This is a genomic window from Acinetobacter sp. Tr-809 (assembly GCF_011753255.1).
Classification (GTDB): domain Bacteria; phylum Pseudomonadota; class Gammaproteobacteria; order Pseudomonadales; family Moraxellaceae; genus Acinetobacter.
In genome coordinates this window covers 44029-70851 of sequence record NZ_VWVZ01000010.1, presented here as the reverse complement: position 1 = coordinate 70851, position 26823 = coordinate 44029, and the positions used below count along the sequence as shown (strand labels likewise).

23 protein-coding genes are annotated in these 26823 nt (G+C 42.2%); 11 read left to right on the top strand and 12 right to left on the bottom strand.

Features of this window, described 5'->3' with window-relative positions:
* Window positions 1-98 precede the first annotated feature (98 nt).
* On the bottom strand, window positions 99-1169 hold the full coding sequence (adeS, locus tag F3J02_RS17865) for a two-component sensor histidine kinase AdeS (RefSeq protein WP_167251454.1): 1071 nt from the start codon (window positions 1167-1169) through the stop codon (window positions 99-101).
* 147 nt (window positions 1170-1316) lie between these two features.
* Here adeS and F3J02_RS17860 point away from each other — a divergent pair, with 147 nt between their 5' ends.
* Entirely contained in the window at window positions 1317-1589 is a 273-nt protein-coding gene (locus F3J02_RS17860; protein WP_167251452.1) for a transporter suffix domain-containing protein, read from the top strand.
* Window positions 1590-1607: 18 nt separating this feature from the next.
* On the opposite strand, the gene adeR is transcribed toward F3J02_RS17860, so the two are convergent.
* The gene (gene adeR / locus F3J02_RS17855) at window positions 1608-2336 is read right to left on the bottom strand and encodes an efflux system response regulator transcription factor AdeR (RefSeq protein ID WP_167251450.1); all 729 of its coding nucleotides are present in this window, start codon (window positions 2334-2336) and stop codon (window positions 1608-1610) included.
* Between the two features lie 146 nt (window positions 2337-2482).
* Here adeR and F3J02_RS17850 point away from each other — a divergent pair, with 146 nt between their 5' ends.
* The 4 genes from F3J02_RS17850 to F3J02_RS17835 all read left to right on the top strand — a co-directional run bounded on the left by F3J02_RS17850 (window position 2483) and on the right by F3J02_RS17835 (window position 8723).
* Window positions 2483-3652, top strand: a complete 1170-nt coding sequence (locus tag F3J02_RS17850; protein ID WP_167251448.1) for an efflux RND transporter periplasmic adaptor subunit — start codon at window positions 2483-2485, stop codon at window positions 3650-3652.
* Window positions 3652-6762: a multidrug efflux RND transporter permease subunit AdeB gene (gene adeB / locus F3J02_RS17845; protein ID WP_167251510.1), complete on the top strand. Its 3111-nt coding sequence runs from the start codon at window positions 3652-3654 to the stop codon at window positions 6760-6762. The genes F3J02_RS17850 and adeB overlap by 1 nt, the downstream gene beginning before the upstream one ends.
* Window positions 6763-6841: 79 nt before the next feature.
* Window positions 6842-8242, top strand: coding sequence for an AdeC/AdeK/OprM family multidrug efflux complex outer membrane factor (gene adeC / locus F3J02_RS17840; RefSeq protein ID WP_167251446.1), 1401 nt, complete (start codon window positions 6842-6844; stop codon window positions 8240-8242).
* Window positions 8243-8327: 85 nt separating this feature from the next.
* A complete protein-coding gene (locus F3J02_RS17835; RefSeq protein WP_167251444.1) occupies window positions 8328-8723 on the top strand; it encodes an acyl-CoA thioesterase in 396 nt (131 codons plus the stop codon).
* 44 nt (window positions 8724-8767) lie between these two features.
* On the opposite strand, the gene F3J02_RS17830 is transcribed toward F3J02_RS17835, so the two are convergent.
* The 5 genes from F3J02_RS17830 to F3J02_RS17810 all read right to left on the bottom strand — a co-directional run bounded on the left by F3J02_RS17830 (window position 8768) and on the right by F3J02_RS17810 (window position 14309).
* Complete coding sequence (locus tag F3J02_RS17830) at window positions 8768-9709, bottom strand: Dyp-type peroxidase (protein WP_167251442.1); 942 nt, start codon at window positions 9707-9709, stop codon at window positions 8768-8770.
* Between the two features lie 84 nt (window positions 9710-9793).
* Window positions 9794-10582, bottom strand: a complete 789-nt coding sequence (fdhD, locus tag F3J02_RS17825; RefSeq protein ID WP_167251440.1) for a formate dehydrogenase accessory sulfurtransferase FdhD — start codon at window positions 10580-10582, stop codon at window positions 9794-9796.
* 48 nt (window positions 10583-10630) lie between these two features.
* Window positions 10631-13039 carry an FdhF/YdeP family oxidoreductase gene (locus F3J02_RS17820; protein WP_167251508.1) on the bottom strand — a complete coding sequence of 803 codons (2409 nt, stop codon included), beginning with the start codon at window positions 13037-13039 and terminating at the stop codon, window positions 10631-10633.
* Between the two features lie 227 nt (window positions 13040-13266).
* On the bottom strand, window positions 13267-13440 hold the full coding sequence (locus tag F3J02_RS17815; protein WP_167251438.1) for a cbb3-type cytochrome oxidase assembly protein: 174 nt from the start codon (window positions 13438-13440) through the stop codon (window positions 13267-13269).
* 44 nt (window positions 13441-13484) lie between these two features.
* Window positions 13485-14309 (bottom strand): hypothetical protein, encoded by an 825-nt coding sequence (locus F3J02_RS17810; protein WP_167251506.1) that lies wholly within the window; start codon window positions 14307-14309, stop codon window positions 13485-13487.
* A 353-nt stretch (window positions 14310-14662) separates the two neighbouring features.
* Here F3J02_RS17810 and F3J02_RS17805 point away from each other — a divergent pair, with 353 nt between their 5' ends.
* Genes F3J02_RS17805 through F3J02_RS17795 form a run of 4 tightly spaced genes read left to right on the top strand, consistent with a single transcriptional unit; the run spans window position 14663 to window position 18717 of the window.
* A complete protein-coding gene (locus tag F3J02_RS17805; protein WP_167251435.1) occupies window positions 14663-16108 on the top strand; it encodes a cytochrome ubiquinol oxidase subunit I in 1446 nt (481 codons plus the stop codon).
* Entirely contained in the window at window positions 16101-17105 is a 1005-nt protein-coding gene (gene cydB / locus F3J02_RS17800) for a cytochrome d ubiquinol oxidase subunit II (RefSeq protein WP_167251433.1), read from the top strand. Before F3J02_RS17805 ends, cydB begins: the two co-directional genes overlap by 8 nt.
* Window positions 17106-17118: 13 nt before the next feature.
* Complete coding sequence (locus F3J02_RS18690) at window positions 17119-17241, top strand: hypothetical protein (RefSeq protein ID WP_266096178.1); 123 nt, start codon at window positions 17119-17121, stop codon at window positions 17239-17241.
* A 60-nt stretch (window positions 17242-17301) separates the two neighbouring features.
* Window positions 17302-18717, top strand: coding sequence for a PLP-dependent aminotransferase family protein (locus F3J02_RS17795; protein ID WP_167251431.1), 1416 nt, complete (start codon window positions 17302-17304; stop codon window positions 18715-18717).
* 286 nt (window positions 18718-19003) lie between these two features.
* Here F3J02_RS17795 and F3J02_RS17790 read toward each other — a convergent pair whose 3' ends face one another.
* Window positions 19004-20068 carry a helix-turn-helix transcriptional regulator gene (locus F3J02_RS17790; RefSeq protein WP_167251429.1) on the bottom strand — a complete coding sequence of 355 codons (1065 nt, stop codon included), beginning with the start codon at window positions 20066-20068 and terminating at the stop codon, window positions 19004-19006.
* Between the two features lie 118 nt (window positions 20069-20186).
* Between F3J02_RS17790 and F3J02_RS17785 the strand changes: the two genes are divergently transcribed.
* Both F3J02_RS17785 and F3J02_RS17780 read left to right on the top strand, forming a co-directional pair.
* Window positions 20187-20903, top strand: a complete 717-nt coding sequence (locus tag F3J02_RS17785; RefSeq protein ID WP_167251427.1) for an enoyl-CoA hydratase/isomerase family protein — start codon at window positions 20187-20189, stop codon at window positions 20901-20903.
* Window positions 20904-20939: 36 nt separating this feature from the next.
* Window positions 20940-21767 (top strand): SDR family oxidoreductase, encoded by an 828-nt coding sequence (locus tag F3J02_RS17780; RefSeq protein ID WP_167251425.1) that lies wholly within the window; start codon window positions 20940-20942, stop codon window positions 21765-21767.
* Window positions 21768-21831: 64 nt separating this feature from the next.
* Here F3J02_RS17780 and F3J02_RS17775 read toward each other — a convergent pair whose 3' ends face one another.
* From F3J02_RS17775 to F3J02_RS17760, 4 genes are read right to left on the bottom strand one after another with little or no spacing between them, the layout of a single operon-like run.
* The gene (locus F3J02_RS17775) at window positions 21832-23103 is read right to left on the bottom strand and encodes a Glu/Leu/Phe/Val family dehydrogenase (protein WP_167251423.1); all 1272 of its coding nucleotides are present in this window, start codon (window positions 23101-23103) and stop codon (window positions 21832-21834) included.
* A gap of 32 nt (window positions 23104-23135) precedes the next feature.
* On the bottom strand, window positions 23136-24056 hold the full coding sequence (gene hutG / locus F3J02_RS17770) for a formimidoylglutamase (RefSeq protein ID WP_167251421.1): 921 nt from the start codon (window positions 24054-24056) through the stop codon (window positions 23136-23138).
* A 34-nt stretch (window positions 24057-24090) separates the two neighbouring features.
* The gene (gene hutI / locus F3J02_RS17765; protein WP_167251419.1) at window positions 24091-25296 is read right to left on the bottom strand and encodes an imidazolonepropionase; all 1206 of its coding nucleotides are present in this window, start codon (window positions 25294-25296) and stop codon (window positions 24091-24093) included.
* A gap of 51 nt (window positions 25297-25347) precedes the next feature.
* Window positions 25348-26760 (bottom strand): amino acid permease, encoded by a 1413-nt coding sequence (locus F3J02_RS17760; RefSeq protein WP_167251417.1) that lies wholly within the window; start codon window positions 26758-26760, stop codon window positions 25348-25350.
* Window positions 26761-26823 lie beyond the last annotated feature (63 nt).

The window sequence follows — 26823 nt, the reverse complement described above, 5'->3', positions numbered from 1 at the left end:
TCAAGTTATATAATTTTCAGAACCAAGATTTTTTTATTAATTTAGTCTTTTTTATGCATTTAAAAGTGGTCGCCTAAAGAAATATAAGAAGAAATAAACTAAATCTCATTTGGTAACTTGATACTAAACACACTATTGTGATTCGGATTGCTATATTCGATTGAACCTTTATGCGCAATCACAATTGCATGTACAACAGCTAAACCTAGACCTGTACCACCAAATTCTTTATTTCTAGACTGTTCCAATCTAAAAAATGGATTGAATAAATCCTGTTGATATTCTTGCACAATACCTGGGCCTTCATCTGTGATTTGTAGAATCCATTCATCCGAGACCAGCTTTGCAGAAATTTTTAATGTTCCTGCATTGGCATAGCGAATTGCATTTTCGATCAAAGCCATCAAAACCTGCTCAATCCGTCGACTATCACAACGGATAGGCGTCTGCACCACATTAAGTATAGGCACAATCTGAGCTTTCTCCAGACGGTTTTCAAACAGCTTGAGTACTTTCTCGGTCAGCGCATTCAAATCGACTAACTCATAATTTAATCTGAGCTGTTGATTCTCAACCAAGCTCAAAGTGCGCAGATCTTCGACCAAATGCGATAAACCTTCCACCTGATTAAGCAGGCTTTTAAACAATGCTTCATCCGATTGAAACACCCCATCTAAGACGCCTTGTAGGCGTCCTTGCAAAATCGTAATTGGGGTTCTTAATTCATGTGCGATTGCTGCGTTCCAAACTTTCGCATTTTCAACCGAACTTTCCAGCTGCTGCGCCATGTCATTAAAGTTCTGCATCAACTCAGCAATTTCTGTGGAATGAATTTTACTGTCATCTGCCCTTGCAGAAAGATCACCCTGACTGATTTTTTTTGCGGCATCCGCCAAGAAATTAATCGGTTTAATAAAACGCTGAGCCAAATGCATGCCAATAATAATGGAAATGACACCACCACAAAAAATAACCGTAGATAACCAAATCCAGTCGACAAAATGAAATTCAGTCCAGTCTCCCTGTAAAGAACTTAAAGTGATCCAGCCCACATCAATGGCATAGTTATAAATAAAATAGCCAAGCAAAACCGAAAACAGCGTCACGCTCAAGTTCACGATACTTAATGCGATAAACAACTGCTTACTAATACCTGACTTATTCTTCATTGGATTTTTCCAATCAATTAATCTAACTTTTCCACATGATACGCTGATTTTTTGAGGGATTTACACACTTTTTCCACACTTTAAAGATCCTTCCTCCTCAAACCTTTCCAAAAATAGCAACATCAAAATCTTATTGATGTAACCAAAATGCCAAAACCAAAACTCAATCTACGTAAGAAAATAGGCTTTGTTCTTTTGGCCATTGTCATCGCTTACTGGCTTGCTTTTCCAATTGTTCCATTTCTAGATATTCCCCATAAAGCGTTGATCATGACAGCAATGGCGATTGGGGGTGAAATTCTGCTGTTAATCGTGATTGCCCTATTGGGTAAGGAATATTGGGCAAACATCAAAAATGGATTGAAACGCTTGTTTAAATCGGTCAGGTCACAGAACAGAAAATCTGATGACTTCAATTAATTCAACATTCAAGTATGATCATTCCACAGGATGATCAAGTCGGTAACCGACCCCACGCACGTTAATCAACATTTGTTGCAAGCCATGCTCTTCCAGTTTTTTTCTGAGCTTACTGACATGACTATCCACTGTACGCTCTAAAGCATCACTATCTGGGAGGCAATGATTCATCAGTTCACTGCGGGTAAAGACTTTGTATGGATGATCAATCATTAAAAGCAGAATTTTATATTCGGTCAGGGTGAGATTCAGCATGATTTTTCGATCTTGCTGATGCACATAGACACTATGAATATCGGTATTAATTTCGATGTTTTTATACACCAGATTCTTGTTTGGGGCTTGACTGTTTTGTTGAGCTCTCCTCAGAACGGCTTGTACACGCGCCACCACTTCGTTTGGATTAAACGGTTTCACCACAAAGTCATCGGCACCAATTCTTAATGCCATGACCTTATCAATATCTTGATCCAACGCCGTCAACATAATCACAGGGGTTTGTGCTTTTTGGCGGATTTTGCTTAGTACTTCCCAGCCATTTAGTTCAGGGAGTTTGATATCAAGCAGAATTAAATCTACGAATTGTGCTGCATGGATTTCTATTGCCTGTTTGCCATTCATGGCACGAATCACCCGCATGCCTTCACGTTTTAAATAGTGCTCGATAATATCGCCAATCTCGTATTCATCTTCTACAACGAGAATCTGTTTATCACGGCAGTCAAAAGAAAATGAGGCGTCAAACATGAATAAATCAGCACAAAGGTTCAGTCAAACTCGATGATACGCTGATTTATCTGTTGACCTCCACACTTTTTCCACACTTCAGCGATGTTGGTTACACAAAGTTCGAAAATAATGTCAGCATCAAAAACTCCCAAGGCATGGACAGAATGCAAAAGCATCTATTACTTCCATTATTCTTATCCATCGGACTGGTGCTGCAAGCATGTGGTTCCAAAGATGCGGCTCCAGCAGAAACACCACCTGCAAAAGTCACAGTACTCAATATACAGCCACAATCGGTGAACTTTAGCGAGAACCTGCCTGCACGTGTTCAAGCGTTTCGTACCGCTGAAATCCGCCCACAAGTCGGTGGCATTATTGAAAAAGTCCTGTTTACCCAAGGTAGTGAGGTTAAAGCTGGACAAGCCCTCTATAAAATTAATTCAGAAACCTTCCAAGCCGATGTGAACAGTAATCAAGCCTCGCTACACAAAGCAGAAGCAGAAGTGGTTCGTTTAAAGGTTCAGTTAGAACGTTATGAACAATTACTGCCAAGCAATGCCATCAGTAAACAAGAAGTCAGTAATGCACAAGCCGAATATCGTCAAGCTTTGGCTGATGTTGCGCAAATGAAGGCCCTGCTTACGCGTCAAAACCTGAACCTACAATATGCTACGGTACGGGCACCAATTTCAGGTCGTATTGGACAGTCCTTTGTGACAGAAGGTGCATTGGTGAGTCAAGGTGATGCCAACACCATGTCGACAGTACAGCAGATTGATAAAGTCTATGTCGATGTAAAACAATCGATTAGTGAATATGAGCGTCTACAGGCTGCGCTGCAAAGTGGTGAGTTATCAGCCAACAATGAAAAGACCGTGCGTATTTCGAATAGTCATGGTCATCCTTATAACGTCAGCGCAAAAATGCTATTTGAAGACATCAATGTCGATCCTGAAACGGGCGATGTCACCATTCGAATTGAAGTGCAGAATCCAGAACGCAAACTCCTTCCAGGCATGTATGTTCGCGTCAATATTGACCGCGCTTCTGTTCCTCAAGCTTTGCTCGTCCCTGCCCAAGCCATTCAACGCAATATCAATGGTGATCCACAAGTTTATGTGATCAATGCCAAAGGTGCGGCAGATATTCGTCCAATCGAATTGGGTCAACAATATGAGCAGTTCTACATTGCCAGCAAGGGTCTCAAAGCGGGCGACAAGATCGTGGTTGAAGGTATGGAGCGTATCCAGCCGAATCAAAAACTGGAACTCGCCGCGTGGAAAGTACCTGTATCGAGCAATAGCACATCACCTGCAACGCAAGGAGCTCAATGATGATGTCACAATTCTTCATTCGCCGCCCCGTGTTTGCATGGGTGATTGCGATTTTCATTATCTTGTTTGGATTACTCAGTATTCCCAAACTACCAATTGCCCGCTTTCCAAGTGTCGCGCCACCACAAGTGAATATTAGTGCCACCTATCCGGGTGCAACGGCAAAAACCATCAATGACAGCGTTGTGACTCTGATTGAACGTGAATTATCAGGTGTAAAAAACCTGCTCTATTATAGTTCGACCACAGATACATCGGGTACGGCAGAAATTTCTGCAACATTTAAACCCGGAACTGATGTCGAAATGGCACAGGTTGATGTGCAGAACAAGATCAAGGCCGTTGAAGCCCGACTGCCACAAGTGGTTCGCCAGCAAGGCTTACAGGTCGAAGCATCGTCATCGGGCTTCTTGATGTTGGTTGGAATCAACTCACCCAATGGTCAATATTCCGAAGTCGACCTGAGTGATTATCTCGTTCGTAATGTAGTCGAAGAACTGAAACGGGTTGAAGGTGTCGGTAAAGTACAATCCTTCGGTGCAGAAAAAGCCATGCGCATTTGGGTTGACCCAAATAAACTGGTGTCTTATGGCTTGTCCATTAGTGATGTGAATAATGCCATTCGTGAAAATAACATTGAAATTGCCCCAGGTCGTCTTGGAGATATGCCCGCTGAACGAGGTCAACTCATTACTGTTCCCCTATCTGCACAAGGACAATTAGGCAATGTAGAACAATTTAGAAACATCAGCCTAAAAAGCAAAACCAGCGGTAGTGTAATTAAACTGTCTGATGTTGCCAAAGTTGAAATCGGTTCTCAGGCCTATAACTTTGCGATTTTAGAAGATGGCAAACCTGCAACGGCTGCTGCGATTCAGCTCAGTCCGGGTGCTAATGCTGTGAAAACTGCTGAAGGTGTAAGAGCAAAAATTGAGGAATTAAAACTCAACTTACCCGAAGGCATGCAATTCAGTATTCCTTATGACACTGCACCCTTTGTAAAAATTTCGATTGAAAAAGTGATCCATACCTTACTTGAAGCCATGGTTCTGGTTTTCATTGTGATGTATCTATTCTTACATAATGTTCGTTATACCCTGATTCCAGCGATTGTTGCACCGATTGCATTGTTGGGTACTTTTGCAGTGATGCTACTCGCAGGTTTCTCGATTAACGTACTGACCATGTTTGGTATGGTGCTGGCTATCGGGATCATTGTCGATGACGCGATTGTGGTAGTCGAAAACGTTGAACGAATTATGGCGACTGAAGGACTGTCACCAAAAGAAGCCACTTCCAAAGCCATGAAAGAGATTACCAGTCCAATTATCGGGATCACCTTGGTACTTGCTGCAGTGTTCTTACCGATGGCCTTTGCCAGTGGTTCGGTCGGGATTATCTATCAGCAATTTACCTTGACCATGTCGGTGTCAATTTTATTTTCGGCCCTGCTCGCTCTGATTTTAACCCCTGCACTGTGTGCCACGATTCTTAAACCAATTGATGGTCATCATCAGAAAAAAGGCTTCTTCGCATGGTTTGATCGTAGCTTTGACAAAGTCACCAAAAAGTATGAGTTGATACTACTGAAAGTCATCAAACATAGCATTCCAATGATGGTGATATTTGTGGTGATTACAGGCATTACCTTTGCTGGTATGAAATATTGGCCTACCGCCTTTATGCCAGAAGAAGATCAAGGCTGGTTCCTGACGTCATTCCAATTGCCATCGGATGCCACGGCTGAAAGAACGCGAGGTGTGGTCAATGAATTTGAAAGCAGTCTAAAAGATAATCCTAATGTACAAAGTAACACCACCATCATGGGTTGGGGCTTTAGTGGCGCAGGTCAAAATGTGGCTGTGGCTTTTACCACACTTACTGATTTTAAAGACCGTACTTCAACAGCAACTGAAATGACCAATGCGGTCAATGCCAGCATGGCAAACAGTAAGGAAGGCGCTACGATGGCTGTACTTCCACCGGCGATTGATGAACTGGGTACCTTTTCAGGCTTTAGTTTACGTTTGCAAGACCGTGCCAACTTAGGAATGCCTGCGCTACTGGCTGCACAAGATCAACTCATGGAAATGGCTGCCAAGAACAAAAAGTTCTATATGGTCTGGAATGAAGGCTTACCGCAAGGCGACAACATTTCTCTGAAAATTGACCGTGAGAAACTTAATGCTTTAGGGGTGAAGTTCTCTGATGTCTCAGACATTATCTCAACCTCAATGGGATCAATGTATATCAATGACTTTCCGAACCAAGGTCGTATGCAGCAAGTAATTGTTCAGGTCGATGCCAAATCACGGATGCAATTGAAAGATATTTTGAACCTGAAAGTCTCGGGATCAAGCGGACAATTGGTTTCTTTATCTGAAGTGGTCACACCACAATGGAGTAAAGCCCCCCAGCAATACAATCGCTATAACGGTCGACCATCATTAAGCATTGCTGGTATTCCGAACTTCGATACCTCATCAGGTGATGCCATGCGTGAAATGGAACAACTAATTGCCAAATTACCGAAAGGGATTGGCTATGAATGGACTGGTATTTCCCTACAAGAAAAGCAATCTGAATCGCAAATGGCCTTCCTGCTGGCATTATCAATGTTAGTCGTATTCTTGGTCTTGGCAGCACTGTATGAAAGTTGGGCGATTCCGCTTTCAGTGATGCTGGTGGTGCCACTTGGTATTTTCGGTGCGATTGTGGCGATTATGTCCCGAGGCATGATGAACGATGTGTTCTTTAAAATTGGCTTGATTACCATCATTGGTTTATCTGCCAAGAACGCCATTTTGATTGTCGAATTTGCCAAGATGCTAAAAGAAGAAGGAATGAGTTTAATTGAGGCCACCGTTGCAGCTGCAAAACTCCGTTTACGCCCAATCCTCATGACCTCACTTGCCTTTACCTGTGGTGTCATTCCATTGGTCATCGCTTCAGGTGCAAGTTCAGAGACCCAACATGCCTTAGGTACAGGCGTATTTGGTGGCATGATTTCTGCCACCATTCTGGCAATCTTCTTTGTCCCCGTGTTCTTCATTTTTGTTTTGGGTGCAGTTGAAAAGCTATTTTCCTCAAAACAAAAAAATCCATCTTAAATGATAACGAGCAGAGGGAATCAATTGATTCCCTCTGACTCCTCCTCAGTATTTACCCTTTTATTATTTGGAGAAGACCATGTCTAAAGCGATTGTCTTATCTCGTGCCCTGCTTGTGTCTACGCTTTCGATAGCCCTAACAGCATGTATGAATTTGCAGGCACCCAAACCTGTAATCAAATCGAATATTCCAGAAAATTTTGCACTCGCAAACACAGGCGACTCAATTGCAACTCAGGGTTATAAACTGTTCTTTGCTGATACACGCCTACTGCAAGTGATTGAAATCAGCTTAAATAACAACCGTGATTTACGTACTGCGACACTGAATATTCAACGTGCCCAACAGCAATATCAGATCAGTAAAAATGATCAGTTGCCTACTATTGGGGCAAATGGCAGTGCTGTTCGACAGGTGAATCCATCTGCGAACCCAAACAATCCTTATTCAACTTTTCAAGTCGGCTTGGGGATGACGGCTTATGAGCTGGATTTTTGGGGCCGAGTCAAAAGCTTAAAAGATGTGGCGTTAAATAATTACTTTGCGACCCAGAGTGCAAGAGAAGCCACGCAGATCAGTTTAGTCAGTCAAGTCTCACAAGCTTGGTTGGATTATGCCTTTGCTCAGGCCAACCTTAATCTTGCAGAACAAACCTTAAAGGCTCAACTTGATTCCTATAATCTGAACAAAAAACGGTTTGATGTCGGTATTGATAGCGAGGTTCCACTGCGCCAGGCACAAATTTCAGTTGAGACTGCACGAAATGATGTTGCCGCCTATAAAACCCAAGTGTTGCAGGCTCAAAACTTACTCAATTTACTGGCTGGACAAAATGTTCCTCAAAAACTGTTACCTAGTCAAGCTGTAAAAACGATTAGTGCTGAAAGGAGTTTTGCAACTGGCTTAAGCAGCGATTTACTGAATAATCGTCCCGATCTAAAAGCTGCTGAATATCAGTTGCGTGCTGCAGGCGCAAATATTGGCGCAGCCAAAGCACGTATGTTCCCTACGATTAGCCTAACAGGTTCAGCTGGCTATGCGTCCACAGATCTTAAAGATTTATTTAAATCAGGTGGTTTTTCGTGGTCTGTTGGCCCAAGTATCGACCTGCCCATTTTCGATTGGGGCACGCGTAAAGCCAATATTAAAATTTCAGAAACTGAACAACAGATTGCACTGGCAGATTATGAAAAATCCATTCAATCCGCTTTTCGTGAAGTCAATGATGCGTTAGCTGCGCATGCCCATATTGATGAGCGTTTAGCTGCACAACGTCGTTTGGTCTCTGCTACTGAGACCACCTATAAATTATCCACAGCTCGATTTAGAGCAGGTATTGATAGTTATCTGACCGTATTGGATGCACAACGCTCAGCGTATGCAGCTCAACAAGGCTTGCTCATGCTTGAACAAAGCAAGTTGAATAATCAGATTGAATTGTATAAAGCTCTAGGTGGTGGACTATCTCAGCATTCATAAACGCTGAAGTCTGTTATTGGGGCTGATTTTTACATATTCAGCCCTTATAGTATTGAGCTTTAAATGAAAAAATAACAGTTGATCTATGTTTACACTTTCGATTACACCAAGATTCTATGAAACTGATGCTTTTGGACATATCAACAATACCGTGATTACAGGCTGGTTTGAAACAGCACGCGAACCTGTTTTTCGCTTATTCAATCCAAGTATGGAAATCAAAAACCTGCCTTTGATTCTGGCTCGTGTTGAAGTCGATTTTGTTGCCCAAATTTATTACGGTGCGGATATCGAAATCAAAACATGGATTGAACATATCGGCAATTCTTCTTTTATTGTGGCGCATGAAGCTTGGCAAAATGATCACTGTGTTGCTCGGGGCAAAGCGGTTCAGGTGTATTTCGATTTCAGCACACAAAAGTCAGATCGCATCCCCGATCAGTTCCGTGCCCAGTTACAACAATATCTGATGAACCAATAAGCATTTTCCGCTGAAATAAACCAATTTATTTCAGCGGATTAAACTTATTCACCTAAATCTTCGAGAAAATCAAAGGTCGGTACAAAGAATAAGCTGCCTGAAACTGCAGTACTAAAATCAAGTAAACGATCAACATGCCCAGTTTCTTTACCTAAGAACATATTTTCAAGCATGGTTTTGGTGATATTAAAAGAACGAGAATAGCCAATAAAGAAGGTACCATACTCTCCTTCAGTTGGATTTGAGAATGGCATATTGGCTCTTAAGATTTTGAGCTCATTTCCATCAGCATCATGTGCCTTACTTGCCACATTATGCGCACTTTGCGGTTTAACATCATCTCCAAGTTCTACATCATCATATTTCTTTCGACCAATGACTTTTTCTTGTTCTTCGGTGGTTAAGCCCTTCCACATCTCCATGTTATGCAGGTATTTTTGGATAAATACATAACTTCCGCCAAGGAACTCGGCATCTTCTTGACCTACATATGCAATCTCTTTGGCAATTTCATGTTCAGGATTTTCAGTCCCATCAACAAAGCCAATAATGGCGCGACCATCAAAGTATCGAAAACCTTTGGTTTCACTGATCGAATAGGTATCTTCTTTTAACTGCTCATGCAGAATTGCTGCGAGTTCATAGCAGATTGCCATTTGATTGGCACGAATATGGAAGAATAAATCGCCTGCTGTTGCTACCGCAGTATGTCTCGACCCTTTGATCTCTTGAAATGGCGCAAGTTCTTTCGGCTTATTTAAATCAGGAAAAAGTAAGTCCCACGCATTGGAACCTATCCCCACAGAAGCACTGAAATTACTATTCGGAAAACGATTGGTCAAACTGCGTACTAATGCGGAAAAATTCGCAAGAAAATCAATTACACCTGAATGATCAGGATTGCTATTGATGCCGAGCACAATAAATAACGCGTTTTCACCTGAAAGATTATTGATCACAGGCTGAGGTCTTAAAGGTGTATTCATAATATTTAGGAATCAAAAAACTTAATGCTCATATCCTACACAAATCAATGCATTAGATATTAATCAAATCACAAATTTTTACCATTATTCAGTATATAAAACAAAGCTCTCACCACGGCAAAAACTGGCTAATGTGAGATTTAGTTGTTTTGCCATTTCAATCGCCATACTGGTGGGTGCAGAAATGGTCGCCAATAGACCAATATTGTATTGCGCACATTTACGAATCAGTTCGTAGCTGGCACGACTGGTCATTACCACAAAACCGTCCGCTACATCCATTTTCTGTTCAGCCAAGTAACCTAATAATTTATCCAAGGCATTATGCCGACCAACATCTTCAAACAAAGCCACGATTTGCCCTTTCACGACCCATGCTGCAGCGTGCGCACCACCAGTTAATTCAGTAATTTTTTGTCTGACCTTCAATTGGGCAATCGCATGCGGAATTTGACTTAACCATGTTGAAGAAACATGGGTACTCACCTCAGGTAAATTTGCATAAAGTTGCTTTAGACTTTCTATACCACATAAGCCACAACCTGTGCGCCCAACCATCATACGTCGATGCTCTTTTAAAGCCATAAAAGCACGGGATGAAATGGTCATATCCACTTCAACCCCCAGTTCATTGTGACGAATCTCGAGTGAGTACAGCTCGCTTAAACTTTGTAATATTCCTTCCGAGAGACTAAAGCCTTTGGCAAAAACTTCAATATCCGATGGTGTTGCCATCATCACGGCATGCGAAATACCATTATAAATTAAGGCAACAGGATATTCCTGAACAATATAATCCAGTTCATTTTCAGAGATATCGCGATGGAAACGATGCACTTGCATCGTTTCATAACCTCGTGTTTTTGTGTCCACACTTACCTCATTCGCATAACTGTTTTGAAAAAATAGGTTTCCTATCCGCTATGCACTACTAACACGTTCATTGGCATGCTCAGGGTCAACTTCAATATTCAAATTAAAATGCGCTGGTGCCTTACCTGCATGCAAAATCACAGGAATACTTTTAGACGCTGGAATTTTGGCGTATCTATCATGGCTACTCAAAGCGACTAAAGGATTGGTTTCTGGATAATAAGCCGCCAAACTGCCTTGCGGTATGTTATAAGGCACAATACGGAAACTATGTACAATCCGTTTCACACCATCCGAGAATACACTCTCAATATCAACCCATTGGTCTGCTTCAAAGCCTGCTGCATCAATATCTGCTTGATTCATAAACAACACACGGCGTTGCCCGAACACACCGCGATAACGGTCATCCAAACCATATAAAGTAGTGTTGTACTGGTCATGCGAACGAGTGGTCATCAAGGTATACACCTGCTGTTCGCTATAAGCAGCGGCATACTGATTTTCTTTGTCTTCGTAAACTTCGGCCAGTGGTGTAATCAAAAACTGGGCTTTACCACTTGGCGTATTCCAGACATGCTGATTGGCAGGATGCTCTAAATGAAAACCACTTGGTTGATAGACCCGTTGATTAAAATCATGAAACTCATCAAAAACATCGGCAATTGAATCACGAATACGGTCATAACTTTCAATATACCAACGCCATTTCACCTTACTCTCAGGTAAAGCAGCTTCCGCCATACGTGCCACAATATCAGGTTCAGATAAAATATTTTCAGAGATCGGTGGATTACGTCCCGCTGAAAGATGCACATTCGACATCGAATCTTCCACTGAAATTGCTTGTGCGCCATGCACTTGCATATCAACTTCAGTACGCCCTAGGCAAGGTAACATCAACGCATCTTTGCCACAGACCAGATGGCTACGATTCAGCTTGGTGGTAATATTGACCGTTAAATTACAACGACGTAGGGCTTCTTGGGTATAAGGTGTATCAGGGGTTGCTACAGCAAAGTTTCCACCCAAACCAATAAAGACTTTCACATCACCTTCATACATCGCCTTAATGGTATCCACCACACCAAAACCATGTTTACGCGGTGACTTAATTCCAAATACGCGATCAATATTGTCTAGTAAGGCATCACTTGGGTTTTCATTAATCCCCATGGTTCGGTCGCCTTGCACATTACTATGTCCTCGCACTGGACAGAGACCTGCCCCCGGACGACCGATATGTCCCCGTGCCAGCATCAGGTTCGCCAACATATGAATATTGGCTGTACCATGACGGTGTTGGGTAATTCCCATCCCCCAACAGAAAATAGCGGTTTTGGCATCCAGATACATCTTGGCAATTGATTCCAAATGTTCAGGTGAAAGCCCTGTATGTTTATGAATTTCAGACCACGCTGTACCATCAATCTCAGCCAGCATCTCCTCAAAACCAATGCTATTCATTTCAATGAAGCTACGATCAAAAACGCTTGCTTTTCCTTTCGCAAGCGCCTTTTTATCCCATTCCAGTAAATGCTTCATCACCCCAAACATCAGCGCATAGTCCCCCCCAATTTTGGGTTGGAAGTAATAACGACTAATTGGAGTACTGCCATTGGTCATCATTTCCAATGGGGCTTGCGGATCTTGGAAGCGTTCCAGTCCACGCTCCTTGATTGGATTAATGGCAACAATATTACCACCTCTTCTCGAGACTTCTCTTAAGGTTGCCAACATCCTTGGATGGTTGGTGCCTGGATTATGCCCAAAGCTGAAAATAGCATCTGCTTGATCAAAATCATCTAGAATGACGGTACCCTTACCTAAACCAATCGCATCTTTTAAGCCAACACTGGTGGTTTCGTGGCACATATTGGAACAGTCTGGAAAATTATTGGTCCCAAAGCTGCGGACAAATAATTGGTACAAAAAAGCCGCTTCATTGCTGGCACGACCAGAGGTATAAAATGCCGCTTGATCAGGGTGATCAAGTGCCTGTAGATGTTTGGCAATCAACTGAAAAGCTTCGTCCCAAGAAATTGGCACATATTTATCCGAGACTGGGTCATAACGCATCGGGTCGGTTAAACGACCTAAATCTTCCAGATAGAAATCATTCTGTTCAGCCAGCCAACTGACGGTATGCTGTGCAAAAAATTCAGGTGTTACCGTTTTACTGGTTGCTTCGAAAGCCACAGCCTTGGCACCGTTTTCACAGAAGTTAAAGGCATGCGCATCTTTTTTCTCAGGCCATGCACAGCCAGGACAGTCAAAACCTGTAGGCTGATTAATATTGAGTAAAGTGATTGACCCTTTTTTTAAAATATCCTGTCTTTTTAGGTTTCGGGCGACACTCAGTAATGCGCCCCACCCACCTGCGGGTTGGGTATAAGGTTCAATTTTTGCGAAACTGGTATTTTCTTGCTTATGAATGAGTTGTTCTGAGTTATCCATCACGCTGCCCTCATCTGAGCTATTTTTAACATTGGCTACAAATAGGATTAACATGAATTATTCATCTTTTCTATTCTTGATTTGTCTAATTCTATAAATGAATTTTTTTTCTAATCACTCACAATCAGCAATATCCATACAAATTTTTCGCATTAAAAAAAACTTACTGGCGAGTGCTCGAATCACCAGTAAGAGAGAAAAACTATACTTCAGATTAAAAATATAACTTACTTATTCGATTGCACTGATGATTGTACATGAGCAGCATTTTGCTTCTGTTGCGAAGGCATATAATCAGGTTGATTGCTCACAGCCAAAAAGAAAAAGACTAAAAATAAACAACCTAATAAAATACTGATTCCAACGGCAAGATATGGGAATTTTGATTGCTCCTGAGACATAAGCTCTACTCCTATTCAAAGACTAAAATTTAATTCATGACAATCTACATGGTGGATAAAGCCTTAAAACTGGCGCCATTTTGAATACGGGTCTGCATGTATTCGGCATAGACTGATAGCTTTTCAAAAATATGCTCGGAATAGAACATATCCTCGATTAAATGAGCCGCTTGGGCTGGACTAAACTGACCAATCTTCGCAATCAGGTTTGCATTGAGACTGGAAAACAAAGTACACAAAGTTTTGTGTGACTCATCTTTGTTTTTAAATAGTAGTTTACGCGTATTAATCAATTCATCATTGAGTATGCTTGGCCTACGATCAGCCTGAATCACATCAATTTTTACATCGAAATAATCTTCTAGGATCAGAATCTGTTGCTGATCTAAAGACAAATGCGTGACCAAGAAGATATGAAAGACATCCGTCCGACACAGTGCCTTGACTAAACAGCGAAACAGAAAGTCTTGCTCTGCGTTTGCATAATCGACCAGCTCGAGATAGAGCTTGAGGCTATGAATCACATCTTCAATTTTGAGATTGACGCTTTTATCGGCTTGATAGTATTGATTCAATATCTTAAGCACAGAGGATGAGACTGGCGTGGTATAAATCACTGGCTGATTTAAATTGGCAATCATAAATGGTGCAAATAAATAGGCGAGATTATTATCATTTTCCACTATTTCAGCTTGAGCAATATAAGCGACCTTCTCCTTAGAAAAATCTCTGAGTACCTTGCCTCTTAATAAGGTTGCTTCAAGATTTACATATTCAAGACCTAGCTGTTGTTGTACTGCTTGCGAAGGGACTTTGCTTTGAAAAAGCTGAGTCAACGCATTAAGTTCTTGGGTGATAAACATAGTCATACGCCATTCAGTCCGAATTAGTGTCATTCAAACGACTTACAATGCTTGATCAATATTTAACACACTGCATCGTTGCTTGATGCTATTTTGAATCAGGTACAAACAACTGAATAGCTACAGAGTTTCGCTAAAAAAATATAACAGATCATTTATGCACACCCCATCTGTTATAAAAAAACAAAAAGAAATTGTACCTACTCATATACAACAGAAGATTGGATGATGAATAAAACTTAAATCGCTTTAAATATCTAAACCACAGCTTTTTCAGGTTCTGCTTATTTTCAAACATTTAAGTCCGTTCTTTCACATTTTCCTAGCGACTGCTTTTAGTCTGTTATAGGAGAGGATATATGGATCTCGGTCTCACTGCTTTAGAATTAGCCCGAATACAGTTTGCGTTTACTGTTTCATTTCACATTATCTTTCCCGCCACCTCGATTGGTCTCGCCTGTTTTCTTGCCATGTTGGAATGGAAATGGCTGCGTACTCAAAACCCCATTTATAAAGATTTATTCAAATTCTGGATCAAAATCTTTGCGGTTGCCTTTGGGATGGGTGTGGTATCTGGCGTGGTGATGAGCTACCAGTTTGGTACCAACTGGAGTGAATTTTCCCGTATTGCGGGAAGCGTGACTGGCCCTTTGCTCACTTATGAAGTATTGAGTGCTTTCTTCTTAGAAGCGGGCTTCTTGGGCATCATGCTGTTTGGTTGGGGACGAGTTAGCCCCAAAGCCCATTTCTTTGCCACTTTGATGGTTGCCATCGGCACCTGTATTTCCATGTTCTGGATTCTCTCCTCCAACAGTTGGATGCAGACACCGCAAGGTTTTACGATCGAGAATGGCATCATTATTCCAACCGATTGGTGGGCGATCGTATTTAATCCCTCCTTCCCTTATCGCTTTGCCCATATGGCCGCTGCTGCATTTTTAGTGTCTTCCTTACTGGTGGTGGGTACTGCAGCATGGCATCTGATCAAAGGCCGTCGTGATGAACTGATCAAAAAATCATTTTCAATGGGTCTGTGGATGGTGCTGGTCACTTCCTGCTTGCAAGTAGTGATTGGCGATAATCATGGTTTGAATACATTGAAACATCAGCCCGCAAAACTGGCCGCAATGGAAGGTCATTGGGAGACCAATTATGATGAAGGGATGCCACTGTACTTATTTGGCATTCCAGACATGCAAGAAGAACGTACCAAATATGCGATTGCGATTCCAAATCTAGGCAGTCTGATTTTGACTCATTCTATGGATGGTACAGTCAAAGGCTTAAAAGACTTCACCCCAGAAGACCGACCAAACTCAACCATTGTGTTTTGGAGTTTCCGTGTCATGGTCGGGCTTGGCATGTTAATGGTGTTGCTCTCTTTCGTTGCGTTATGGTTGCGTAAAAAAGGCAAGCTTTATGGTTCATCTTGGTTTCATAAATTCGCTTTTGTCATGGGACCTACAGGCTATATCGCCTTACTGGCGGGATGGGTGACGACCGAAGTGGGCCGTCAACCTTGGGTGATTTATGGAGTAATGCGCACCAAAGATGGTTTGTCGCATACGGTGACTGCCGATCAGGTCGGTATCAGTTTGATCATTTTTGTGGTGGTCTATGCCATCGTGTTTGGTAGCGGTATTTACTACATGCTGAAACTACTGAAAAAAGGTCCTGAGTTTATTGAAGCGATTGATCTTGAGCCAGCAGGTCATGGGCATTTCAAAACACCAATGCGTCCTTTGAGTGCCGTTGATGAAAGCATTGATCAGCAAGACCCAAATAAGGAGAAGCACCATGATTGATTTATCTCTGATTTGGGTCGGTATTATTGGTCTCGGTGTCCTGATCTATGTCATTTTGGATGGCTTCGACCTCGGGATCGGAATTCTGTTTCCTTTCATCAAAAGCCGTGAAGAACGTGATGTGATGATGAATACCGTCGCGCCTGTCTGGGATGGCAATGAAACATGGATGGTGCTCGGTGGTGCAGGTTTGTTTGCGGCCTTCCCATTGGTCTATTCAACTGTCCTTTCAGCTTTATATATGCCGATTACCTTAATGGTGATTGCACTGATTTTCCGTGGTGTTGCATTTGAGTTTCGTTTTAAGGCCAATCGCACCAAGCATTTATGGGATCAAGCCTTTATCTGGGGTTCGATTCTTTCCAGCTTCCTGCAAGGTGTGATTTTAGGCGCTTATATTCAAGGGATTCAAACCACCAATGGGATTTTCTCTGGTTCAGGTTTAGATTGGTTCACTCCTTTCGCCTTATTTACCGGGCTGGGTGTGGTTGCCATGTATGCAGCGCTTGGTTGTGGCTGGCTGATTATGAAAACAGACCATGAACTACAAGATCAAATGTATGGGCTGATGCCTAAACTGATCATTGTTTTGTTTGTGGTCTTTGCAGGAGTCAGCCTGTATACCCCACTGACCCATCCTGAAATTGCAGCGCGTTGGTTTGCTTTGCCAAATTTACTGTATTTTAGCCCTGTACCTGTTTTGGTACTGCTATTTACATTCTTGATTTTAAAAGCATGTAAAGCGCGTCAGGACTTTAAACCTTTTATCTATACCTTGGCACTCGTGTTCTTGGCCTTTACTGGATTTGTGATCAGCCTCTGGCCGAATATCATTCCGCCATCGGTCACCATTTGGGAAGCAGCAGCACCACATTCTAGTCAGAAATTTGCATTGGTTGGTGCGGTAATTCTGATCCCGATCATTATCACCTATACCATCCTGTCGTACTGGGTGTTTAGAGATAAAGTACGGGTTGGAGATACGGGTTATCACTAAGGAGCAGCTTTGCATGAAAATTAAATCTCTGCATTTAAGCCAAACGCAATGGTTTATAATCTTATGGTTAGTTGGTTTTTTTGCACTCACCATCATTGCAGGTCTCTTTAGACTGCTATTGATGTTTGCTTATTAAAAAAGAGATGGAGCAGCTTGCATACCAAGCTGTTCCATCACGATGGATTCACTTTACTTTATGTATAAATCAGAACAATTAGCGCACAACCTGAAACTTCTCATTGAAAATGGATCATGGCAGCCACACAGCAAACTGCCTTCTTTGCGTGAGCAAGTGCAGCGCTCAGGGTTTAGCTTAATTACCGTGATGAACGCTTACCAAGAACTGGAAGCGCAAGGATTGATTTATTCCAAAGAAAAGTCAGGTTATTTTGTCGCTGAGCAAAATAATATCCAGATTCCACAGGCCTATTCGGTGGTCTCTTTAAACCCCAAAATTGAAATTAACTCATTGGTGTTTAAATACCTCAAGTCGATCCAATCCAAACAGGTCAGCCCACTAGGTTCTGCATTTCCAGATAGTCAGTTACTCTATCCGCCCAAATTGATTCAGATCATGGGGCAACTTTCCCGTAATCGTCATAGTTATGATCAGACCACCAACCTACCACCTGGGAATTTAGCACTCAGAAAACTCATCGCGCAACGCTATTGTATGCAAGGGATTCCAACCGATGCAGATGACATTGTCATTACATCAGGTGGTTTAGAAGCTTTGAATCTTTCCCTGCAAGCAATTACTCAACCAGGTGACTATATTTTATTGCAGCAAACCATCTTCTATGGCGCATGGCAGGCAGCTGAACGTTTGGGGCTCAAGGTGATTACCCTCCCAGAACATCCACAACATGGCTTTGATATTGAAGCTTTTGAACAAGTCATTAAAAACTATCCGATCAAAGTGTGCTGGTTTATGTTGAACGCACATAATCCGATTGGCTTTACCGTCAGCGATGAGATCAAATATAAAATTGCCAAACTATTGCATGAACATCAAATTCATTTGATCGAAGATGATGTTTACGAAGAACTGTTTTATGGCAATCAAAAGCCGCTACCCATGAAGTATTTCGATCAGCAGAATCTGGTGTTGCACTGCTCTTCTTTTTCCAAAACCTTGGGTTCAGGGTTCCGTATGGGATGGGTCTATGCTGGCAAATTTTCCGAACATATTCAGCATTTGCAATTGATGAGTACCATTTCAGCCAATGCACTGATCCAGAATGCACTGGTTGAGTTTCTCTCCCATCATCATTATGAAAAGCATCTAAGAACGCTAAGACGGGCTTTGGAAAAGAATAAAAAACAATTCTTTCAATATCTCAAACAACATCTACCGAAAGACTGTAAGGTATATAACTATCCAAGTGGCTATTTTCTCTGGATTCAGTTGCCAGACAAAGTTAGCAGTATGCAAGTCTATGAACAGCTGATTCAACAACAGGTAGGCGTTGCCCCAAGCCCCTTATTTAACGTGCTGCCCTCACACCAACATTTTATTCGTATGAATTGTTCCTTTGAATGGACCGAACAGATTCAGCATTCGTTAGAACTTTTTATTAAAACGATTCAGCATTCAATGTTAGATGAATGAAACTGATTACTTTGAATTATGCTTAAATTTTGATACGCGGAAACGTCATCCACAACCTGAGCGAAGATAAACAAAGCAACGCTTTGTCTGAGCGCAAGACGAGTAGCTATGCTACGAATGTGGTATCAGAAGTGATACCTTACGGGATGACAATGATTTTGCCTACTTTTGCCTAAACAAAAGTAGGGCGAACCGCAGGTTTATACTGAAACAAGATGAGGACTCGACAAGACTCCATTCAACTCACTTATTATTTTTTTAACTTTTAACAGTACTGAAAATAACATCAATTCATTGTGACCAAATAGCTTTTCCGATACTGACTCGGTGTTTCCCCAAACATCTTTTTAAAAGCGCGAATAAAATTAGTGGCTTCTTCATACCCCACCAGAGCTGCAACATCCTGAATAGTATATTGTGGTTGTTGCAGTAACTTTTTGGCTTGACTAAAACGAACCTCAGCCAAAATCTGTAAGAACGTCGTTCCTTGTGCCTGCAAATGTCGCTTGACGGTTCGTTCAGACATATTCAACCGCTGTGCAATCAACGCTAATGTCGGATAAGTATTGCCAGCTTTATATAACAACTCAGAACGAATACTTTTCTGCAGGTCACGCGCCGATTCTTTGAGCAATTTTAATTTGTCATTTTCGCAATACAATAATGCCTGCTGGAATGCGACTTGATCAGCATTTGGATTTTTACAATGCAGATATTGCTTGGGAAAGCGCAGGCCATTGCGTTGCTGATTGAAATGAATCTTGATTTGGGAGAGATCGATACTTTTATAATTTTGTGCATCAGCCCAATCGACAAAGACCTCACAACGTTCAACAATTTTTTCAGAAAACAAAGCTAAAAAATGAATTGCGCCAAATAGCAAACTTTCAATCATAAAGTGCCGTAATTGATCAGATTGCTGTTCATTGCCAAATTTAACAGGATGTACACCATCCAAATAGACATAGACAAAGTCTTCTTCAATGTACGATTCAGGGGTAAAGTTCTGGATTCGTGTACAGAAATACTGCTGGCACAGCCTTAATGCAGTTTCAACATCAGTACAGCTCAGAAATGCAAAACCTAAGGCTCCATGTGAAGTGGGCCGTAATTTAAAACCATATTCAATCCCAAGCCGTGGATTATCCGTCAGCCTTAAAGCATTCACCACCAGTTTTGACCATTGATGTGCACTCATTTTGGCATCGGCTTGTTTCATTTCTGCCAGCACTAATCCTGTGCCAGATAAAACTGTTTCAGTATCAATCGCATAATCACGCACAATTTCTAATAGTAGATGTGCATAAGAAACCGAAATGGTTTCCTGAAACAATCCAAAAGGATCTCGCATCGCACATCCACTGTCCTAAAATGATCATCAATATGGCATAGTCACACCTATTGTGCGAGTATTTTATGCGAAATAATAGCTTTCATAATAAACAACGGCACAACAAGGAAGCGTTTCAATGACCACCATGACGCTTGATCAACAGCAGTCCATTTATGTTTTGACATTAACCAATGGCGATCAGGACAATGTCTTAAATCAAGATGTGCTAAATGAATATATCGAGATCTTTGATGAAATCGAACGTCATCCGCACAATGCTTGCCTAGTCATTCGAAGCGACCACCCCAAGACTTTTTGCAATGGCTTAGACCTCGCATGGTTAATGCAGCAATCCATGCAAGATAAAAAAACCTTTACCACGCAACTGGAAAATATGCTGCTGCGCTTGGCCTTGCTTAATCTCCCTGTCATTGCGGAAATTAATGGCAATGCTTATGCAGGCGGTGCAATCTTGGCATCGACATGCGACTTCCGCTTGATGCGGGCAGACAAAGGACGTTTTTGCTTTCCCGAAGTCAAACTGACCATTCCTTTTACCGACTGTATCGCAGAAATTGTGCAACTCCTTCCCAATCAACATGCGATTTGGGAAATGTCATTAACAGGCAAATCCATGACTGGGATCGAGTGCTTAGACGCACATGTGGTACATCAGATTCATCCAGCCGAATCATTAAATGCTGAAGTCTTTAAGTTTGCTGAAGAGATGTCACAAAAGCATCGTCTAACCTATGCCGTGATCAAGCGTCAGTTGCGCCATCGCATTGTTGAGATTGCTAAACAACGACAACTCTACAATCCAGAAAAATTTGCACATCCTTTTATGATTTAACGACATATTAATAAAAATTAAATATAGGACATCGAGATGAGTAATATGCAAGGAAAAACCATCTTTATTACTGGTGGCAGCCGAGGAATTGGCAGAACCATTGCGCTGAAAGCTGCTCAAGCTGGGGCAAATGTTGTCATTGCGGCAAAAACCGAAGTGGAAACAGCCAAATTAACAGGCACAATTTATAGTGTCGCCGAAGAGATTGAAGCTGCTGGCGGCAAAGCACAGCCCTTACTTTTAGATGTACGAGATGAACAGCAGATCCATGCTGCCATGCAACAAGCAGCCAAGAACTTTGGTGGTATTGATGTACTGATTAATAATGCGGGGGCAATTGCGCTCACAGGAGTCGAAGCCACCTCATTAAAACAATATGACCTGATCCAAACCATTAACCACCGTGCAACCTTTATTTGCGCGCAGGCAGCCTTACCTTATCTCAAACAAGCAAAAGATCCGCATATTTTAAGCTTATCTCCACCAGTAAATATGTCACCAAAATGGTTGGGGATGCTCTCGCCCTATGCCTTGTCTAAGTATGGTATGACGATCCTGACGCTAGGTATGGCAGAAGAATTTCGTCACTATGGTATTTCCTGTAATACCTTATGGCCTGAAACTTATATCGCCACAGCAGCGGTTTCGAAAAATTTAGGTGAGGAAAATACGCAACAACTCAGCCGAAAGCCAGAAATTATGGCAGATGCGGCATTTGCGATTTACACTACGGTCAAAGGTGAACTGACGGGACAAAGCCTCACCGATGAACAAGCGTTGGGGCGTATCGGGATCACTGATTTCGCTCAGTATGCCTGTGTTAGTGGCAACACCCAGCTACAAAAAGATTTCTTTCTGGATTGATTCAACAATAAAAAAACGACCTTAAAACATGCGTCTTAAGGTCGTTTCAAAAGCACTGCTAAAATTAGCCTGGGAAAATACCACGCTCTTTACGTGCTTTTAAGATACGCTCACAACCCAAAATGAAGGCTGCTGTACGTAAAGTACATTCTTTTTCGCTTGATTTATGCCATACATCGTTAATGGCTTGAATCATCAACTTATCTAGTCTTTCATTAATTTCTTCTTCAGACCAGAAATAGCTCGACATATCTTGAACCCATTCGAAGTAAGATACGGTTACACCACCTGCGTTACAGATTACATCTGGAACAACAGTAATACCACGTTGAACCAAAACATCATCCGCTTCAGGGAATGTTGGGCCGTTCGCGCCTTCAAGCACTAACTTCGCAGTTAATTTTTGAGCACGTTCAACTGTGATTTGGCTTTCCAATGCAGCAGGGATCAAAATGTCCATCTCTACATTCCAGAACTCTTCATCACTGATCACTTGTGCACCAGCAAAGCCACCCACACCTTGGTGAGTTTCCATGTGTGTTTTTAATGCAGCAAGATCGATACCTTCAGGATTGAAAATCGTACCTGTGTGATCTTGAATCGTCACGACAATCGATTTCGAGTCTGCAAACAAATATGCAGCTTCGCTACCGACGTTACCAAAACCTTGAACCGCGATTTTCGCGCCTTCTAAAGGTAATTTGATTTTTTCAGCAACTTGTTGACCTGTGATAAATACACCACGACCCGTCGCTTTGATACGACCAAGAGAGCCACCAAGATGTACAGGCTTACCTGTTACAACACCAGTCACTGTATGGCCTTGACCAGATGAATAGGTATCCATGATCCAACCCATTACGTTTGGATTGGTCCCCACGTCTGGTGCAGGAATATCTTTTTGTGGGCCAATGATATGGCTGATTTCACTGGTATAACGACGTGTTAAACGCTCTAATTCACGTGGTGAAAGTTGACGCGGGTCAACACGGATGCCACCTTTTGCACCGCCAAATGGTAAATTTACCACCGCAGTTTTAATTGTCATCCATGCTGAAAGTGCCATTACTTCATTTAAATCTACATCTGGGTGATAGCGAATACCGCCTTTACCCGGACCACGTGACAAGTTGTGTTGTACACGATAACCTTCAAAATGACGAATTGTGCCATCGTCCATAACAATTGGCACGTCGACAATCAAAGCACGTTTTGGGCGCTTCAATGTGTCCACATAGTCTTCTAAACCATCTAGATATGGAGCAACACGCTCGATCTGTTCAAGATAAGTTGCCCATGGACCGTCATTTTGAGAGACATAAGATAAATTAGACATGTTTTAACCTTTTGATGAATTCACATGATCCATCAATCAAATATGTAGTTAAAAATTATATAAGCGGCTAATTTGGCAGTTCTACTATCCAAATCAAACCGTGGATTACATTCCGCCACATCAAAAACTTTAATCTTTCCGGTTTCCTTAATGGCCTCTAGTAATGGGTCAAAGACGGATAAATCAATCCCTTTAACCGCAGGTGCGCTTACACCTGGCGCAATGCTAGCACTAAATACATCAAGATCAACTGTAATATACAAATAGTCAACTTTTCCGATAAAAGCTGTCAGTTTTTCGATTAAAGTTTCAACATTTTGTTGCTGCAACTCATAATCGTAAATATAAGTACAATTCAGCCGATCTGCGGTTTCAAATAAAACCTTAGTATTTGAATGTTTCGCTACGCCAATGCACAAATAATGAAACTCTTGTTGATGCTGTTCAGACAGTTTTGCTGCATTTAAAAAAGGTGTGCCAGAAGTCACCTGTTCAGCTTCACGTAGGTCGAAATGTGCATCGAAATTGATAATGCCGATCTTTTTATTCGGCTCATGATTTTGCAGATATTGAAACAGACCTGAGAAGCTGCCAAAAGCCACTTCATGGCCACCGCCTAACACAATCGGCTTCATGCCCTGTTTGAGGCTTCTTTCAACCTGTTCAGCCAATTCAGCCTGTGCTTGTTCCAGTTTTGAGCCATCACATACCACTGTGCCAATATCTGCAATGGTGACTGGTTGATGCACAGGTAAATTGGCCAATTGCGCACGAATGCTGTCAGGTGCATCGGCTGCACCCAACCGCCCTTTATTGCGCTTAACACCCTCATCTGAGCTAAAACCAATGAGGGCATAATCAGCTCTTGGCGTGGTATTAATGACTTGGTGAATCCTTAAGTGTTCAGCACCCTCACCATCTTTACGTCCTTGCCATGTAAATGAATGATTCATTATGTCTAGCGTCCTTTAAAAATGAGCTTCGCTGTTAGATTGAGATTTCATTGCCATGCTGAATAATCCGCTTTGGTAAATCACCACCCAACCAGTAAACGATCTCGGATGGATGCTCAATATCCCACGCAATAAAATCTGCAACTTTACCTGTCTCTAAAGTGCCATGTGTCTCTTGCAGACCCAGTGCATGTGCCGCATGCGTCGTTACACCCGCCAAAGTCTGTTCAGGCGTCAGACGGAATAAGGTACTGCCCATATTCATCATTAAGCGTAAAGATAAGGCTGGTGATGTGCCTGGATTTAAGTCACTAGATAGCGCAATGCGTACGCCATGTTGATGCAAACTGTCTAAAGGTGGATATTTGGTTTCTCTCAAGAAATAGAATGCGCCCGGTAATAACACCGCCACCGTTCCAGCCGCTGCCATCGCCTTGACATCATCCTCAGTCATAAACTCTAAATGATCTGCCGATAAGGCATGATAACGTGCAGCCAAACTCGATCCACCCAATGCAGATAACTGCTCAGCATGTAGCTTGATCGGAAGGTTTAAAGATTGAGCTGTTTTAAATAGACGTTCGACTTGAGCTGGCGAAAATGCCAAATACTCACAGAATGCATCGACCGCATCAACCAAACCCTCTTGATGCAGTTTTGGCAGCATGTCATTGCAGATATGCTCGATATAAGCATCACTTTGATCTTGATATTCTGGAGGCAAAGCATGTGCTGCTAAGCAGGTACTGCGAACCGTCATCGGCAAAGTATCTGCAATCTGACGAATCACACGCAGCATTTTCCGCTCATTGGCATAGTCCAGACCGTAACCTGACTTAATCTCAATGGTGGTGACACCATCTTTAAGCAGGCAGCGAACTCGTTTCAATGCTGATGCGAGCAACTCTTGTTCACTGGCTTCACGCGTGGCACGAACCGTACTGGCAATCCCGCCACCACTGGCTGCGATTTCAGCATAGCTGACACCTTGTAAACGCTTTTCAAACTCAACACTACGGTTGCCACCAAACACACTATGGGTATGACAATCAATTAAACCCGGTGTGACCCATGCGCCATTCAAATCGATGGTTTCCGAATAAGCATCGGCAGGAAGATCTTCAAATGTCCCAATCCAGTGGATATGCTGCCCTACAGTGACCATTGCAGCATGTTCAATACTGGAATATTGCCCATTTTGCATGGTGGCGATATGACAGTTTTTCCAGAGCTTTTTCATTCATAGTTCCTCTCACCGCTCAGGTGGGATGACACCTGAGCAGTTTGATCATTAGCTTTCCATTTCGATATTTTGTTGCAAGCTTGAGTTCTCTTTTACCGTGTCTTGCTTAGGTTTTACCCAAATGGTATAAGCAATCCAAAGTAGAACTAACCAGGTTGCACCAACATAAATCGCAGGTCGTGAGTCTGGGAAATACCCCATCATTGCCAAGATAAACAGCATGAATGCAATTGCAAATGCAGGTGCATATGGCCAGCCAATGACTGGGAAATCCAAGGCTTTGATTTCTGCTTTAGATAACTTACGACGCATCGCAACTTGAGACAGTAAAATCATCAGCCACACCCAAACTGTGGCAAAGGTCGCAATTGAAGCAATGATAATGAATACATTTTCAGGAATCAGATAGTTCAGCAATACGCCAATCAATAACACCCCTGCCATCACCACAACCGTCATCCAAGGCACACCATTTTTGGAGATTTTTTGGAACACTTGCGGTGCTTGTCCACGACTCGACATACCATACAACATACGTCCTGCACCAAACACATCACTATTGATGGCAGATACAGCTGCGGTGATCACTACAATATTTAAAACAGTAGCTGCTGATCCAATCCCAAGATTTTCAAAGATCTGTACAAATGGGCTACCTTGGCTACCAATCTGATTCCAAGGGAAAATCGACATCAGTACAAAAATCGTCATTACATAGAACAGCAGGATACGTACTGGTACTGCATTAATCGCCTTAGGAATCGAGGTTTTTGGGTCTTTTGATTCACCTGCAGTGATCCCAATGATCTCAATTCCACCAAAGGCAAATACCACTACAGATAAACAGGCAACTAAACCAGCAATACCATTTGGCATAAAGCCATCGTGAATCCATAAGTTTTGAATGCCTGTGGTAAAACCACTATGATCCGCATGGAAACCATAGAACATTAGGCCTAAACCACCGACAATCATCGCAACGATCGCAGTCACTTTGACAATTGAAAGCCAGAATTCAAGTTCGCCAAAGACTTTGACATGAATCAGGTTAATTGCCCCAAGGAACATGATCAGTGACAGAATCCAGATCCAGCGTGGCACATCGGGGTACCAGAAGCCCATATAGATCCCGAAGGCGGTGACATCTGCCAAAGCAACAATGATCATTTCAAAAACGTAGGTCCACCCTGTGGTAAAACCTGCAAGTGGTCCAATATATTGTGAGGCATAGTGACTGAATGAACCCGATACTGGGTTATGTACAGCCATCTCACCCAATGCGCGCATCACGATATAAATTGCAATCCCTGCAACGATATATGCGATTAAAACGGATGGACCTGCCATTTTGATGGCTGTTGCCGAACCGTAAAAGAGTCCTGTCCCAATGGCTGAACCCAATGCCAAAAAACGAATGTGGCGGGTGTTTAACCCCCGCTGTAATGTGGAGTGTTGTGACATTATAATCTCCAATCCTTGAGGAAATTTAGTTAGATTCGGCCACTCCATGTGACCGATTTATTG